The sequence below is a fragment of the Streptomyces sp. NPDC085932 genome, assembly GCF_044540525.1.
GTDB classification, from domain to species: Bacteria; Actinomycetota; Actinomycetes; order Streptomycetales; family Streptomycetaceae; genus Streptomyces; species Streptomyces levis.
In genome coordinates, this window is sequence record NZ_JBITSJ010000002.1 from 996368 (window position 1) to 1011580 (window position 15213).

The 15213-nt window shown below is 73.1% G+C and carries 15 protein-coding genes; 4 read left to right on the forward strand and 11 right to left on the reverse strand.

Features of this window, described 5'->3' with window-relative positions:
* Positions 1–76: 76 nt before the first annotated feature.
* The 4 genes from ACIGAQ_RS13660 to glnA all read right to left on the reverse strand — a co-directional run bounded on the left by ACIGAQ_RS13660 (position 77) and on the right by glnA (position 4075).
* Entirely contained in the window at positions 77–1738 is a 1662-nt protein-coding gene (locus tag ACIGAQ_RS13660; RefSeq protein WP_399782313.1) for an alpha/beta fold hydrolase, read from the reverse strand.
* A gap of 138 nt (positions 1739–1876) precedes the next feature.
* Positions 1877–2248, reverse strand: a complete 372-nt coding sequence (locus ACIGAQ_RS13665; protein ID WP_399782315.1) for a signal peptidase I — start codon at positions 2246–2248, stop codon at positions 1877–1879.
* A 28-nt stretch (positions 2249–2276) separates the two neighbouring features.
* The gene (locus ACIGAQ_RS13670) at positions 2277–2552 is read right to left on the reverse strand and encodes a hypothetical protein (protein WP_399782318.1); all 276 of its coding nucleotides are present in this window, start codon (positions 2550–2552) and stop codon (positions 2277–2279) included.
* Between the two features lie 113 nt (positions 2553–2665).
* Positions 2666–4075, reverse strand: a complete 1410-nt coding sequence (gene glnA / locus ACIGAQ_RS13675) for a type I glutamate--ammonia ligase (RefSeq protein ID WP_311687300.1) — start codon at positions 4073–4075, stop codon at positions 2666–2668.
* A 210-nt stretch (positions 4076–4285) separates the two neighbouring features.
* On the opposite strand from glnA, the gene ACIGAQ_RS13680 reads away from it, so the two are divergent.
* Positions 4286–4753, forward strand: a complete 468-nt coding sequence (locus ACIGAQ_RS13680; RefSeq protein WP_311687298.1) for an RDD family protein — start codon at positions 4286–4288, stop codon at positions 4751–4753.
* Between the two features lie 91 nt (positions 4754–4844).
* On the opposite strand, the gene ACIGAQ_RS13685 is transcribed toward ACIGAQ_RS13680, so the two are convergent.
* The 4 genes from ACIGAQ_RS13685 to lipB form a co-directional block, all read right to left on the reverse strand.
* A complete protein-coding gene (locus tag ACIGAQ_RS13685; RefSeq protein WP_311687296.1) occupies positions 4845–5546 on the reverse strand; it encodes a DUF4191 domain-containing protein in 702 nt (233 codons plus the stop codon).
* A 76-nt stretch (positions 5547–5622) separates the two neighbouring features.
* Positions 5623–5835, reverse strand: a complete 213-nt coding sequence (locus ACIGAQ_RS13690) for a hypothetical protein (protein ID WP_094056591.1) — start codon at positions 5833–5835, stop codon at positions 5623–5625.
* A 261-nt stretch (positions 5836–6096) separates the two neighbouring features.
* Positions 6097–7062, reverse strand: coding sequence for a lipoyl synthase (gene lipA, locus ACIGAQ_RS13695; RefSeq protein ID WP_094056592.1), 966 nt, complete (start codon positions 7060–7062; stop codon positions 6097–6099).
* A 95-nt stretch (positions 7063–7157) separates the two neighbouring features.
* Positions 7158–7958: a lipoyl(octanoyl) transferase LipB gene (lipB, locus tag ACIGAQ_RS13700; RefSeq protein ID WP_399782324.1), complete on the reverse strand. Its 801-nt coding sequence runs from the start codon at positions 7956–7958 to the stop codon at positions 7158–7160.
* 238 nt (positions 7959–8196) lie between these two features.
* On the opposite strand from lipB, the gene ACIGAQ_RS13705 reads away from it, so the two are divergent.
* The gene (locus ACIGAQ_RS13705) at positions 8197–9675 is read left to right on the forward strand and encodes a regulator (RefSeq protein ID WP_311687291.1); all 1479 of its coding nucleotides are present in this window, start codon (positions 8197–8199) and stop codon (positions 9673–9675) included.
* A gap of 87 nt (positions 9676–9762) precedes the next feature.
* Here the strand turns inward: ACIGAQ_RS13705 and ACIGAQ_RS13710 are convergent, their stop codons facing one another.
* Positions 9763–11178, reverse strand: coding sequence for an NAD(P)/FAD-dependent oxidoreductase (locus ACIGAQ_RS13710; RefSeq protein WP_399782327.1), 1416 nt, complete (start codon positions 11176–11178; stop codon positions 9763–9765).
* Positions 11179–11358: 180 nt separating this feature from the next.
* Complete coding sequence (locus tag ACIGAQ_RS13715) at positions 11359–12255, reverse strand: TIGR01777 family oxidoreductase (protein ID WP_399782330.1); 897 nt, start codon at positions 12253–12255, stop codon at positions 11359–11361.
* 70 nt (positions 12256–12325) lie between these two features.
* Between ACIGAQ_RS13715 and ACIGAQ_RS13720 the strand changes: the two genes are divergently transcribed.
* On the forward strand, positions 12326–12814 hold the full coding sequence (locus ACIGAQ_RS13720; RefSeq protein ID WP_311687285.1) for a GNAT family N-acetyltransferase: 489 nt from the start codon (positions 12326–12328) through the stop codon (positions 12812–12814).
* Between the two features lie 47 nt (positions 12815–12861).
* Here ACIGAQ_RS13720 and ACIGAQ_RS13725 read toward each other — a convergent pair whose 3' ends face one another.
* On the reverse strand, positions 12862–14046 hold the full coding sequence (locus ACIGAQ_RS13725; RefSeq protein ID WP_399782333.1) for a MarP family serine protease: 1185 nt from the start codon (positions 14044–14046) through the stop codon (positions 12862–12864).
* 278 nt (positions 14047–14324) lie between these two features.
* On the opposite strand from ACIGAQ_RS13725, the gene ACIGAQ_RS13730 reads away from it, so the two are divergent.
* Positions 14325–15158: a peptidoglycan recognition protein gene (locus ACIGAQ_RS13730; RefSeq protein WP_399783175.1), complete on the forward strand. Its 834-nt coding sequence runs from the start codon at positions 14325–14327 to the stop codon at positions 15156–15158.
* The last annotated feature ends 55 nt before the right edge of the window (positions 15159–15213 follow it).

A 15213-nucleotide genomic window follows, 5' to 3' on the forward strand; every position in this document is an offset into this window, starting at 1 on the left:
GGCCGGCGGGAGGGCTGAGGACCGGCTCGGCCCGCCGGGGGGAGAGAGACGGGGACGCCCGGCTCGTCGCCGCCCCTCAGGCGTAGCGCCGCAACAGCCCGGTCACATAGGCCTCCAGCCGCTCCAGGAGGACCTCCGGTGTCAGGTCGGTCCGACCCAGCTCCCGCCACGGACCCGCCAGCTTCGCCGCGTCCGGGGCGTAGGCCAGCGCGTCGAGCAGCCGCCAGTACAGATGGTCCGGGCCGTCGGCCAGGCGCCGGCCGCCCTGCTCCTGGTAGCGCTCCGGGAAACCGAGGCCGTACTCCGCCCCGAACAGCAGCGCCAGTGCCGTGGAGCAGTGGGCGACGTCCAGGTCGGCGGGCCCCCACGAGGTCTCCACCCAGTCGACGACACCACCGATCCGCAGCCCCGCCCCCGAGCCCGTGAACAGCACGTTCCCGGGATGGAAGTCCCGGTGCAGAAAGCAGCCCTCGTACGGGGGAGGGTCACGGCGGATCACGTCCACCGCCCGCTCCCACACCTCGCCCTCCGGTGCGTTCACCCGCTCCGGTGAGGTCCACGCCTGGTACGTGCGCGGCCGGTGCCCGGGGACGATCCGGTGGATCGCGGCCAGTCGGGCCGCCAGCAACTCCACCTGCCGGCCGAGGTCCTCCCCAACGTCCACCCTGACCCGCCCCGGCACGACGGTCATCAGCAGGGACGGATGCTCGCAGTGCCCGGCGGTCGCGTCCACGCCGATCAGCCGGGGCGCGGGCACGTCCTCCTGCGCGGCCAGCAGGGTGAGCACCTCCGCCTCACGGGCCAGCAGCCCGGGCGCGTGCCGCCGGAAGAAGGGCGCCACGAAGCTCCGCAGCGCCAGGGCGGTGCCGTCGTCGAGGGTGAGCCGCCGCAGCTGGGCGCTCCAGCCTCCCGTCAGGAAGGCGGACTCCACGACCCGGCGGCCCTCGGGCAGGTGCCCGGCCACCCACGCGCGCGTCGCCGCCCAGCCTGGCTCACCGAGCCCGGACAGCAGGGACGTGACGAACTCCCGCCGGTCCTCCGGGTGGTCGCGGAACCAGCCGCTCAACCGGTGCCGTGCATCGGGGAGTTCCCAGTGGGTGAACTGCGCGCGCCGGGCCAGCGCCGCCGAGACGGCCTCCGTCACACCGGGCGGGATGACCTCGTCCGTGCCGGGCACCGCGAGCACGGCCCGCCCCTCGTAATCCCGCAGCACGTCGAGCGCGGGCGATCCGCGCCAGCTGCCGGGGCGCCGGATGAGCTCGCTGAACCTCCCGTCCCCGTCGCCGAACGGCACGTCCCACGCCTCGGCGGCGTACACCGCCGGCGCGCACAGCCCCAGGGCCGCCACCCGGTCCCCGTAGTGCCGCGCCAGGTCGGCCACCGTCTGGCCGCTCATGCTGAAGCCGACCAGGACCAGCGGACCGTGCGCGTGGGCGTCGATGACGGAGACCGCCTGGTCGAACCGGCGGCGCAGGCTGAGCTCGCGCAGCCGGCCGGTGCTCCGCCCGTGCCCGGAGAAGTCGAAGGCGAGGGCACGGCAACCCTGGGCGGCGAACTCCTCCAGCAGCGGCAGCACCAGCTCCTTGCTCCCGTCGCCCGCGCCGTGCAGCACCACGGCCGTCCCCGGTACCGGGCCACCGCCCCCGGCGTACCACCCACTGAGCCGCTCCCCACCGACGGCATGCACGAAGTCGGCGCGCGCGAACGTGGCCGGCCTGGCGGAAGTCAGCTCACTCATAGGCCCATTCACTCACGCGACAGATTCCCACACGGGCCGATCGCGCGGTGCCGGTCACGGCGGGCCGGCTCCCAGCACCGCTGCGCACCGGCCCCCACCCTGGAACGGCTCACGGTCGCCCCCAGGCCCCATGAGACGTCAGCCGCCGCCGGCCACCGCGTACCCCGGCACGGAAGGCCACCGCACGGTGAGCACCACCGACTGCTCCTCGGCGCACCAGGAATGATCGATTCCTGGCCCCCACACGACGTAGTCCCCCTGCCGCTCCAGCACGACGCTGCGCCCCGGCAGCTCGACCCGGAAACGCCCGCTGATCAGCACGAGCACCGCGGTGCGTTCCTCACCCCGCACCCACTCGGCCCGCTCGTCCCCGCGGGGATGCACGCCCCATTTCACCTCCACGGCGTCACTGCGCCGCGGATCCCCCGGTCCCTTGAAGTGCCCGAGGAGCCACCCCTGGTCCAGGGCGGCGTCCTCGCCCGCGTTGCCCGTGTACACGCTGTCGCTCACAGGCCCGGACGTCAACAGGCATGACTGCCTAGTACGGGGGCCGGAAGTTGATGTAGCCGAGCAGGACGATCAGGGCCGCCACGCTGCCGAGGACCACGGCCGTGGAGATCCAGGGCGATCGTGAGGCCCGCCGTCGCGGCCGTCCGTGCTCCGGGTCGGGGCGGAACGGCACGGGCCCGGGCGGGTCGTGCTTCCACCGCGCGGCGAGCATCCGGGCCCGCGCCGAGGGCTCCTTGTGCTCGGCGTCGTCCGCCCATCGGAGATCGAACTCGCGCTGCTGGCCGTCCTGTTCGTGCTCGCGCATCACCACTCCACCCCCGTGTGGTCCTGTCACCAGAATAGAACAGACGCCCGTGCCCCCGCTGCGCGAGGCACAGCGGGGGCACGGGCGGTCGATCCGCTTCGATCAGGCGTCGATCACACGTCGAAGTACAGCTCGAACTCGTGCGGGTGCGGACGCAGCTGCAGCGGCGCGATCTCGTTGGCGCGCTTGAAGTCGATCCACGTCTCGATCAGGTCCGGGGTGAACACGTCGCCCTGGAGCAGGAACTCGTGGTCGGCCTCCAGGCGGTCCAGGACCGCGCCGAGGGAGGTCGGGACCTGGGCGACGTTCGCGTGCTCCTCGGGAGCCAGCTCGTACAGGTCCTTGTCGATCGGCTCGGCCGGCTCGATCTTGTTCTTGATGCCGTCCAGGCCGGCGAGCAGCAGCGCCGAGAAGGCCAGGTACGGGTTGCCGGAGGCGTCCGGCGCGCGGAACTCGACGCGCTTGGCCTTCGGGTTCGAGCCCGTGATCGGGATGCGCATGGCCGCGGAGCGGTTGCGCTGCGAGTACACCAGGTTGACCGGGGCCTCGAAGCCGGGGACCAGGCGGTGGTAGGAGTTCACCGTCGGGTTGGTGAAGGCCAGCAGCGACGGGGCGTGCTTGAGGATGCCGCCGATGTAGTAGCGGGCGGTATCCGACAGGCCCGCGTAACCGGCCTCGTCGTAGAACAGCGGCTGGCCGCCGGTCCACAGCGACTGGTGGACGTGCATGCCCGAGCCGTTGTCACCGAAGATCGGCTTCGGCATGAAGGTCGCGGTCTTGCCGTTCTTCCACGCCACGTTCTTCACGATGTACTTGAAGAGCTGGAGGTCGTCGGCGGCGGCGAGCAGCGTGTTGAACTTGTAGTTGATCTCGGCCTGGCCGGCGGTGCCCACCTCGTGGTGCTGGCGCTCGACCTTCAGGCCGGCCCGCTCCAGCTCCAGGGAGATCTCGGCGCGCAGGTCGGCGAAGTGGTCGACCGGCGGGACGGGGAAGTAGCCGCCCTTGTACCGGACCTTGTAGCCGCGGTTGTCCTCCAGCGCACCGGTGTTCCAGGCGCCCGCCTCGGAGTCGATGTGGTAGAAGGACTCGTTCGCGCTGGTCGCGAAGCGGACGGAGTCGAAGACGTAGAACTCGGCCTCGGGACCGAAGTACGCCGTGTCGGCGATGCCGGTGGAGGCGAGGTAGGCCTCGGCCTTCTTCGCCACGTTGCGCGGGTCGCGGGAGTACTGCTCGCCCGTGATCGGGTCGTGGATGAAGAAGTTGATGTTCAGCGTCTTGTCACGGCGGAACGGGTCGACCCGGGCGGTCGACAGGTCCGCGCGCAGCGCCATGTCGGACTCGTGAATGGCCTGGAAACCCCGGATCGAGGAGCCGTCGAAGGCGAGCTCCTCGTCGGCGTCGAACGCCTCCGCAGGCACCGTGAAGTGCTGCATCACGCCCGGGAGGTCGCAGAAGCGGACGTCGATGAACTTGACGTCCTCGTCCGCGATGAACTTCTTGGCCTCGTCGGCGTTCTGGAACATCCAGCTCCTCCTACTCCCGACCGTCCCGCCGGGGTGGTAGATCGATCGTGCGGCCAGTGCGGGTGGCACACGCTGACCTCGACCCTAGGGACGGGTGATTTCTCGGGCGTGACTCATTTGTTTCGCACAAGTTAACCGGACCTCCTTCCACCGTAGCCCCGACGCACCCCGCCCTGCCCTGGTCGATCCGGGGCGCAGTACCGTGGACGGGTGGACAACAGGCAAGCACTCGGATCGTGGCTCTCCGGGCCCCGCGCGGCCGCGGAAGAGGCCGGTGTCGACTTCGGATACCGGGGCGAGCAGCTCGGTCTGCCCGAGGAGGGGCCCGGTTCGATCGCCCGCCCGGGCCGCCGTCTCGGCGCCCTCGCCGTGGACTGGGGCCTGAGCCTTCTGATCGCATACGGCCTCATCACCCAGAGCTACAACGACGCGGCGCAGATCTGGGCGCCGCTCATCATGTTCGCGCTGATGGTGCTCACGGTCGGTACGGTCGGCTTCACGCCGGGCAAGCGCCTCTTCGGCCTGCGCGTGCTCGCCCTGGAGACCGGCCGCGTCAGCCCCTGGCGCTCCGCTCTGCGCACGGTCCTGCTCTTCCTCGCGATCCCGGCCCTGATCTGGGACCGCGACGGCCGCGGCCTGCACGACCGCCTCGCGGGCACGGTCGAGGTCCGTATCTAGCGGACGTCACGCGCGCCGCGCCACCGCGCACAGACGCCGAAGGGGCGCCCGGACCACTCCGGGCGCCCCTTCGGCATGCGTGTGCGGGGGATCAGCGGGCCTTGGGTCCGCCCTTGGGCAGGCGCATGCCCTTCGGCATCGGCCCCTTCGGCAGCGGCATGTTGCTCATCAGGTCGCCGAGGGCGCGCAGCCGGTCGTTGGTGGCGGTGACCTGCGGGCCGGTCAGCACGCGCGGCAGCTTCAGCATGGTCGTGCGCAGCTTCTTCAGCTCGACCTGGCCCTCGCCCGTCCCCACGAGCAGGTCGTGCACGGGGACGTCCGCGACGATGCGGTTCATCTTCCGCTTCTCGGCGGCCAGCAGGGTCTTCACCCGGTTCGGGTTGCCCTCGGCGACCAGCACGATGCCCGCCTTGCCGACCGCGCGGTGCACCACGTCCTGGTTGCGGTTCATCGCCACCGCGGGGGTCGTCGTCCACCCCCGGCCGATGTTGTCGAGCACCGCCGCCGCGGCGCCGGGCTGGCCCTCCATCTGCCCGAACGCGGCCCGCTCGGCCCGGCGCCCGAACACGATCGCCGTCGCGAGGAAGGCGAGCAGGAGGCCCAGGATGCCGAGATAGATGGGGTGCCCGATCAAGAAACCGATCGCGAGGAAGACACCGAAGGTGACGATTCCGACAGCCGCGAGTACAAGACCGATCTTCTTGTCGGCCCTGCGGGTCATCTTGTAGGTCAGGGCGATCTGCTTCAGTCGCCCGGTGTTCGCAGCGTCCGCTGCGGTTTCCTTCCTCGCCATGCCACGAAGTCTACGTGGCCGCACAAGCGCGGACGACGGCAGTGTCCGCCGGGGCCCCGTGGGGGAGGGCCCGGACTCAGGGACGGACGGAGACGGACCGGGAAAGGGACTGCTCGAGGACGCGCTGCGCCTCGACCCGGTCCTTGGCGCGACGGCGGTCCTCCAGCACGGAGGTCCAGGCGTTGCGACGGGCGGTGCGCTGACCGCCGCTCATCAGCAGCGACTCCACGGCGCGCAGAGCGGTCGTGAAGGACGGGATCGCGGTGGCGCGAACAGGCGCGGCCTGCATGGGTGAGGTCCCCCCTCAGTAAGGGTGTACGTGCTGTGAGTCCAGCGTCACTGTTTGGTGTTACCAGGGCGTGACCGACCGGTCAAACACCCATGAAGCCCCGGCGGGGAGCGGCGAAACGCCGACGCGGTCCCGACAGGTGCCCTCATCTGCGAGGACGGTCGGGACCGCGTTATATCGGTCGCTACCCGCGGGTAGTGTCTTGTGCGCGAATTCACACGCTTGTCCCCGGCCGGACGGGGAAGGGGTGGTGACGGTTCGTCAGACGGCCTGGGCCGCGATGCGCGCGTCCCGCTGCTCCATGGCCATCCGGTACAGCCGCCCGGCGCGGTACGAGGAGCGCACCAGCGGGCCGGACATCACACCGGAGAAGCCGATCTGCTCGGCCTCCTGCTGCAGCTCCACGAACTCCTGCGGCTTGACCCAGCGCTCCACCGGGTGGTGCCGCACGGAGGGACGCAGGTACTGCGTGATGGTGACCAGCTCGCAGCCCGCGTCGTGCAGCTGCTTGAGCGCGTCGCTGACCTCCTCGCGGGTCTCGCCCATGCCGAGGATCAGGTTCGACTTCGTGACCAGGCCGTAGTCGCGCGCCTCGGTGATGACCTTCAGGGAGCGCTCGTAGCGGAAGCCGGGGCGGATGCGCTTGAAGATCCGGGGGACCGTCTCGACGTTGTGCGCGAAGACCTCGGGCCGGGAGGAGAAGACCTCTTCGAGCTGCTCGGGGATCGCGTTGAAGTCGGGGGCCAGCAGCTCGACCTTGGTGTGGCCGCCCTCGCGGCCCGCGGTCTGCTGGTGGATCTGGCGGACCGTCTCCGCGTACAGCCAGGCGCCGCCGTCCTCCAGGTCGTCGCGGGCGACGCCGGTGATCGTGGCGTAGTTCAGGTCCATCGTGACCACGGACTCGCCCACGCGGCGCGGCTCGTCGCGGTCGAGCGCCTCGGGCTTGCCGGTGTCGATCTGGCAGAAGTCGCAGCGCCGGGTGCACTGGTCGCCGCCGATGAGGAAGGTCGCCTCGCGGTCCTCCCAGCACTCGTAGATGTTCGGGCAGCCGGCTTCCTGGCAGACCGTGTGCAGCCCCTCGCTCTTCACGAGGTTCTGCATCTTCGTGTACTCGGGGCCCATTTTCGCCCGGGTCTTGATCCACTCGGGCTTGCGCTCGATGGGGGTCTGGCTGTTGCGGACCTCCAGGCGCAGCATCTTGCGTCCGTCGGGTGCGACTGCGGACACGACCGGCTCCCTAGCGTTTGATTCTTCGGCGTCCTCAAGGGTACGCCCGTCGATTTGAATGCCTGTGTGTGGTGTCAGCCCCTCCACGGGCGCTTTTATGCCGCCGGCGTCCGCTCGATCTCCCGGGGCCGCAGCTCGGCGTTCTCCAGGACCTCGCGCAGGTGCCGCTCCACCACCGGCAGGACCTCCTCGATCGTCACGTCCCGGCCGAGCTCGCCGGCCAGCGAGGCCACGCCCGCGTCGCGGATGCCGCAGGGGATGATCCGGTCGAACCACTTGTTGTCGGGGTTCACGTTGAGCGCGAAGCCGTGCATGGTGACGCCCTTGGCCACGCGGATGCCGATCGCCGCGATCTTGCGGTCCTCCCGGCGCTGGCCCGCGTTGGACGGGGCGTACTCGGGGCCGTTGAGCCGGGGGTCGAAGTCCTCGTCCTGCAGCCGCGGGTCGAAGTCCAGCGACAGGCCGCCGAGCGCCGGGCGCTGCTCCACCGGGTCGCCCAGCACCCACACGCCGCTGCGGCCCTCGACCCGGGTCGTCTCCAGGCCGAAGTCGGCGCAGGTGCGGATCAGGGCCTCCTCGAGGCGGCGGACGTGCGCCACGACGTCCACGGGGCGCGGAAGCTTCTGGATCGGATAGCCGACGAGCTGGCCGGGGCCGTGCCAGGTGATCTTGCCGCCGCGGTCGACGTCGACGACCGGGGTGCCGTCGAGGGGCCGCTCGTCGTCCGCCGTGCGCCGGCCGGCCGTGTAGACCGGGGGGTGCTCCAGGAGCAGTACGGTGTCGGGGACCTCGTCGGCGAAGCGCGCCGCGTGCACCCGGCGCTGCTCGTCCCACGCCTCCTGGTACTCGACGGCCTCGTCACCGAAACCCATACGGACGAACCGCAACTCACTCACGGCAAGCGCCTCCCTCGAACGGGTGTGTAAGGCACGTATCGCGCCCAAGCCACTGTACGTCCGGCCCGTGCGCGTCAGTCCCGGGGTCAATCCTCACACGATCGGATGAATGTCCGGGAAAATGTGTGATGGGGTGCTTACTCTCCGCTACATTCGCGCCGTCCAGCAAGGCATAAGGCCTGCTCACAGGCAATCCGCGCACATCACGAAGGCCGGAAGGCAGGAGACCGCACCGCAGATGACGGAACGACCCGCGCAGCGCACCCCCAACCGACAGCTCGCCGCGCTCATCGCAGAAGCGGGGTTCTCCAACGCGGGACTCGCCCGTCGCGTGGACCAGCTCGGTCTCGAACACGGGCTCGACCTCAGATACGACAAGACATCCGTCACCCGGTGGCTGCGCGGCCAGCAGCCCCGCGGCACCACACCCGCACTGATCGCCGAGGTCTTCACCCGGCGCCTGGGCCGCCGCCTCACCGCCCAGGACCTCGGCCTGGACGCCTGCGCCCCCGTCTACGCGGGCCTGGAGTTCGCCGCGACCCCCGAGGAGGCCGTCGACATCGTCAGCGGGCTGTGGCGCAAGGACTCCGGCAGCCACGCCGAGCTGCGCAAGATCGCCTTCACCCCGGCCGGGCTCGTCGTGCCCAGCCGGGACTGGCTGATCGGCCGGGCCGACGAGAAGGTGGCCCGGGGCGAGCAGCCCGCCGCCCGCATCCCGGCGCAGGGCCGCCCCGCCGCCCGCTTCCCGGTCACCGCCGAGCAGGGCGTGCCGGTCCTGCCCCGCCAGCGCGGCGGAGCCGAGCGCGGACCCGGCCAGAAGGTCACCGCCGGGGACATCGCCGCCCTGCGCTCGGTCGGCGAGCTGTTCCGCACCCTCGACGACGCCTACGGCGGCGGCCACGCCCGCCAGGCCCTCGTGCGCTACCTGGAGCACGAGTGCGAGCCCATGCTCCGCGGCACCTACGGCGAGCAGACCGGCCGCCGCCTGTTCGCGGCCGCCGCCGACCTGACCCGGCTCGCCGGCTGGACCTCGTACGACATCGCCGCGCACGGGCTCGCCCAGCGCTACTTCGTGCAGGCGCTGCGGCTGGCCCAGGCGGCGGGCGACCGGGCCTTCGGGGCGTACGTGCTGGTCACGATGAGCCGGCAGGCCGTCTACCTCGGGCACGGGCGGGAGGCCGTGCAGCTGGCCCGGGTGGCCCAGCAGGGCGTCGGCACCTCGGGCCCGCCCGTCGTCCAGGCCCTGCTGCACGCCTCCGAGGCGCGCGGGCACGGCGTGCTCGGCGAGGTCCGGGCCTGCACCGCGGCCCTGGTCCGCGCCGAGCGCGCCCTGGAGACGGCCCGGCCCGGGGACGAGGTGCCGCACTGGGCGAGGTTCTTCGACGAGGCCCAGCTCGCCGACGAGTTCGGCCACTGCCACCGCGACCTGCAGCAGTTCCGTGCCGCCGCCCAGCACGCCGAACGCTCACTCCAGCTCAGGGCCCCGTCCTACGCCCGCAGCCGCCTGTTCTGCCGGGTCGTCCTCGCCACCGCCCGGCTGGGCCTGGGCGAACTCGACCAGGCCTGCCAGCTGGCGGCGGAGGCGGCGGGCCAGGCGGCCGAGATGCGCTCGGTGCGGGCGGTGGAGTACGTCAGGGACTTCGAGCGCAGGCTGGAGCCCTACAAGGACGCGGCGCCGGTGCGCAGCTACCGCGACAAGGTGGCGGCGCTGGGGTAGGGACCTCCGGGGCACGGGGCTGGGTCGATGTGCGGCTCCGCCGCGTGGGCGGGACCAGCCCCCGTGCACCCGCGGCCGAGGAAGCCCCTACGCAGCCCTCGGCACGGTCGGCAGCGGATCGGCGACGTGCATCGACCGCCCCGCCCCCAGGTCCGCCAGGATCGCCGCCGACGCCCGATGCCCCGAGTGCAGAGCACCCTGCACCGTACTGGTGTCGCGGTGGTCCCCGCAGACGTACAGACCCGCGAGCAACCGCACCGGCCGCCGCAGATCGTGCGGCGGCCGCATCGCGGGCACGGCCTCCGGCGTGTGGTGCACGGCCAGCGTCTCCCACCGCGCGGTCGACACCCCGTACAGCCGTGCGAGATGCATCCGCACGGCCGTGTCGACGTCCCCCGGCGGCCGTCCCAGCACGGTCGACGACACCAGCGTCCGCCCCGCCGGGGCCCGGGTCGGGTCGACCCGGCTGACCACCGCCGTGTGCGCGACCGGTCCGCCCAGGTCCGCGTCGAGCAGCAGCGACGCTCCCGTCCCCGGCGGCTCGTCGGTCGTGTGGTGCACGACCGTCACCGGGTGGAAATCCGGCACCCGCAACCCGGGCAGGAGCTCGGCCGCGGCCCGCGCGTTCGTCGCCACCAGCACCGCGCGGCACCGGATCTCGCCGTGTTCCGCGGTGGTCACCGAGGTCGTCGACACGGAGGTGACCCGTACGCCCGTGTGGACCGTGCCCGCCGGGAGCATCCGGGCCAGATGCTCGGGCAGGGCATCCGCGCCGCCCTCCGGCACGCACAGCCGGCCGCTCGCGAAGGCGCGCAGCGCGAGGTCCGCGCACCGGCTGGACGTCGTCAGGCCCGGGTCGCACAACAGGGCGGCGAGCAGCGGGCGCAGGAAGCCGTCGATGGTACGGGCGGGCAGCCCGCGGGCCGCCAGCGCCTCACCGGCGGGCAACTCCGGCCGGGCCAGCAGCCGTTCCGCCGGGGTGCCCGCCAGCCGGGTCAGCGCGGCACCCAGCCGCGCCTGGTCCACGGGCGTGCCGAGCGGGGCGCCGGACCGGCTCCGCGGCACGGAGACCTGCCGGCCGGGCACGGCCGCCGGCCTCCTGGGCGCCCTGGGGAGCCTCGGCGCGGACGGCGACCGGGGCGCGCTCGCCAGCGCGCGCACCGCGTGCAGTGCGCCCCGTGCGCCCCCTGCGCCGGGCTGGACGCCCGCGCGATGGTGGCGGCCGTCGCCGTGCAGCAGCACACCGGGCGCGAAGGGCCGCAGGGCCAGCCCCCCGAGACCGGGTGTCAGTCGTAGTTCCGGATACGCGGTGGACAGCAGCTGGCCGACCCGGTCGAGCCGGAAGCCGTCGATCTTCTCCGTCGCCATGCGGCCGCCGACACCGTGGGCGGCCTCCAGGACCATGGTCGTCACTCCTGCGCTGGTCAGCCGGTGCGCGGCCGAGAGTCCGGCGACCCCGGCCCCCACGACGACCACGTCCGCCTGGTACGCGGGCTCAAGCACGTGCCCCTCCTCGAGGTTGCGCGGGCGCTGGAGACGTCATGCCCTCAACAGGCCGCAGGGATACGCGAGTTCTGGTCGAGGGTAGGTCCGTGATCGGTCAGGGGGAGTCGCGCATCGGCAGGGCACGGTCGCACAGCGGTCGCATACGGAGGCCGGGTGGGCGTGAAGTGGTCGCAGGGGTCACAGAGCCGCCCGGATCGCCCCCTCGATGTCCGGGAACGCGAACCGGAAACCCGACTCCAGCAGCCGCGTCGGCAGGACCCGGGCGCTGCCCAGGACGTCCCCGGCCATCTCGCCGAGCACGGACCGCAGCACGGGCGCGGGCACCGCGAACAGCGTCGGCCGGCGCAGCACCCGCCCCATCGCCGCCGTGATCTCACCGTTCGTCAGCGGGTTCGGCGCGGTGAGGTTGAACGGCCCCGACAGCCCGTCGGTGTCGAGGAGATGCCGGATCGCGGCGACCTCGTCGTGCAGCGCGACGAACGACCAGTACTGCCGTCCGTCCCCCATCCGCCCGCCCAGCCCCGCCCGGAAGAGCGGGAACAGCCGCCCCCACGCCCCGCCGTGCCGGGAGACGACCAGGCCGGTCCGGGTGAACACCGTGCGGACACCGGCCTGACGGGCGGGTGCCGCCGCCGCCTCCCACTCCACGCACAGCTCGGGCAGGAAGCCCGCCCCGGGCGGCGCCTCCTCGTCCACCGCCCGGTCGCCGGTCTCGCCGTAGTAGCCGATGGCGCTGCCGTTGACGAAGACGCGTGGCCGGTCCCCGTCGTCCAGGGAGGCGACCGCCCGGGCGAGCGCCGCCGTGCCGTTCACCCGGCTGTCGCGGATGCGCCGCTTGTAGGCGTCGGTCCAGCGGCGGTTGCCGACCCCGGCACCCGCCAGATTCACCACCGCGTGGCAGCCGGCGAGCCCGGCCGCGTCCGCGCGCCCGCCCTCCGGGTCCCAGCGGACCTCGTCCTCCGTCCGGGGCGTACGGCGCACGAGGCGCACCACCTCGTGCCCGTCCGCGGTCAGGGACCGCACCAGGGCGCTGCCGATGAGACCGGAGGCGCCGGTCACCGCGATGCGTCGCATGGCTCAATCCTGCCCGCCCCCGGGGGAAAACCCCCGCCGGCGAAGCGTGTGCCCGACGTAACGTGCCCCCATGCCATCTCCGCACATACGCCCCGCGCGCCCCGAGGACGACGACGCCCTGGGGCGGCTCGACCGCGCCACCTGGTCCCCGCTGCACGCCGTCCAGCCCCGCCCGGAGCCGCCGTACGGGCCCTTCTTCAGCGAACGGGACCCGGCGGCGGAGTGCCTCGTCGCCGAACTCGGCGGAACCCTCGCCGGCTACCTGCGGCTGGGCACGGCGACCCCGCTCGCCTGCAACGCCCACGTCCGGATGATCCGGGGACTGGCCGTCGCTCAGGAGGCGCGCGGGCAGGGCGTCGCCCGGGCGCTGCTGCGGGCGGCGGGGGAGGAGGCCCGGCGGCAGGGGGCGCGGCGCCTCACCCTGCGCGTCCTGGCGCACAACGCCCCGGCCCGGGCGCTCTACGCGTCCGAGGGGTTCGCCGTGGAGGGCGTCCTGCCCGAGGAGTTCTTCCTCGACGGCGCCTACGTCGACGACGTGTTCATGGGCCGCTTCCTCTGAGCCCGGCGCCGGCGCCCTGCGGACACCGCCCAGGCCGTGTCCGCGGCCTAGGACTGTGTCGGCTCGCCCGTGTCCACCGGTGCCGTCGCGTCGGCCGCCCGCTCGGCGGCGGAGGCCACCTCGTCCGCCGTCAGCACGTAGCCCGTCTCGGCGTCCGAGGTGGAGCGGGCGAAGACCACGCCGAACACCCGGCCGTCCGTGGTGAGCAGGGGGCCGCCGGAGTTGCCGGGGCGGACCGTGGAGCGGATCGAGTAGATCTCGCGCACGGCCGTCCCGTCGTTGTAGATGTTCTGGCCCGTCGCCCGCACTCGGTTCGCCACCGTCGCCGCCTGGAGGTTCAGGTCGCCGTCCTCCGGATAGCCCGCCACGACCGCCGAATCGCCGCGCTCGGCGTCGTCGTCGAATGCGAGCACGGGCGCCTTCAGACCCGGCACGTACAGCACGGCCACGTCCTTCTGCGGGTCGAAGAGCACCACCCGCGCCTCGTACGTCCGCCCGACCCCGCCGATCTGCACGGTCGGCTCGTCGATGCCGGCCACCACGTGCGCGTTGGTCATCACGTGCTCGCGCGCGTACACGAACCCGCTGCCCTCGCGGCCCTGGGTGCCCGCGACGCCCTCGACCTTCACCGTGCTCTGCTTGGCGGCCTCGGTGGCGGCCGCCGTGACACTGTCGCCGGTGGGCTTGGCGACCTCGGCCGTCGACTCGTTCTCGAACGGGTTGAAGACCTGAGGGAAGCCCGCCTGGGTCAGGGCCGAGGTGGCCTCCGAGAACCAGGCCGGAGTCGTGTCCGGCATCGTCCGCTGCACCGCGCCCAGCAGCCGCGAGTCCCGGATGGCCGAGGTGACCAGCGGCGACGAGGAGGCCCCCAGGACGCTCGCGGCCACCCACGCCACGATCAGCACGGCGACCGCGTTGGCCACGGCCCCGCCGATCCCGTCCGCCACCCTGAGCGGCCCCCGGTCCAGCTCCCGCCGCAGCCGCAGCGCCAGCCGTCCCGCGAGCTCGTGGCCCACCACCGCCGGCAGCAGCACCGTGAACACCGCCGCCACCGTCGCCCGCGTCGTCCCCGGCTCCACCGAGTCCATGATCCACGGCAGGATCCACACGCCGACGGCCGCGCCGCCCACGAAGCCCGCCAGCGACACACAGCCGGCCACCAGCCCGCGCCGGTACCCGGACGCCGCGTAGGCCAGGACGACCAGCAACAGCAGGATGTCGAGCAGGTCCACGCAACGCCGCCTCTCTCTCGGAACCCTCTAGTACGCGGGGGAAGGGCCCGGTGATCAGTCACCCGCGCGCGGATGACCGGAACCGGTCACGCGCCCGTGCACCCGGAGAAACGTCGCGGACCGTGACGATGGTTCCACCGGGTGGCACATCACACATCGCGGACGGACCGCATCCGTCCGACAGTGGGACCATGCGTGTCTACCGAGGGCGGCGGGGCGCGCGGGGGCGCCGCGCCGCCGGGACACCCGGCACAGCCGGTCTGCCGCGCGCGGCCCGCGTGGCGCTCGGCTGCGTGCCGGGCGTCGCCGCCGTCGTGGCGCTGGTGCTGTGCGCCCACGGCGTCGAGCACGCCGCCGAGACCTCCGCCCGCGCCGCCCCGGACCGCTCCACCGCCACCCCGTACACCGCCCCGCGGCCGCCCATCGTGCCGCGCGCGCACTGGCTGGGCGACGCCGCCCGGGACCAGCCCCGCCCCCGCTACGACGACCGGGTCGCCGCCGTCTTCGTCCACCACACCGACTCGCCCAACGGCTACGACTGCGCCGACGCGCCCCGCATCATCCGGGACCTCTACACCGGCCAGACCGGCAGCCGCGACTGGGACGACATCGGCTACAACTTCGTCGTCGACCGCTGCGGCACCATCTACGAGGGCCGCGCCGGGGGCGTCGAGCGGGCCGTCACCGGCGCCCACACCCAGGGCTTCAACCACCGCACCACCGGCATCGCCGCCCTCGGCACCTTCACCGCGGGCCTGCCCGTGCCCCGGGCCATGATCCACGCCATCGCCGCGCTCTCCGCCTGGAAGCTGGGCCTGACCGGCACCGACCCGCGGGCCGGCGTCCGTCTGGTCTCCAGCAACGGGCTGAGCCGCTACGCGGCCGGCACCACCGCCCGGCTGCCCGCCGTGGCCGGCCACAACGACGGCTACATGACCTCCTGCCCGGGCGCCGCCCTGCACGCCCGCCTGCCGGAGATCCGGCAGCTCGCGGCCCGGCTCCAGGGCCGCCCCGCACCCGCACAGGAGGGCCACAGCGAACGCGCGGTGTCGTCACATCCGGGCCCCTTACCGTCGTCCCCCCAGGCACCCGACCGGACGTGGGGACCATGAACAGCGGCGGTACGCGGAACGCGCGGGCGCGCACCCGGCGGAGGGCCCGGAGCTC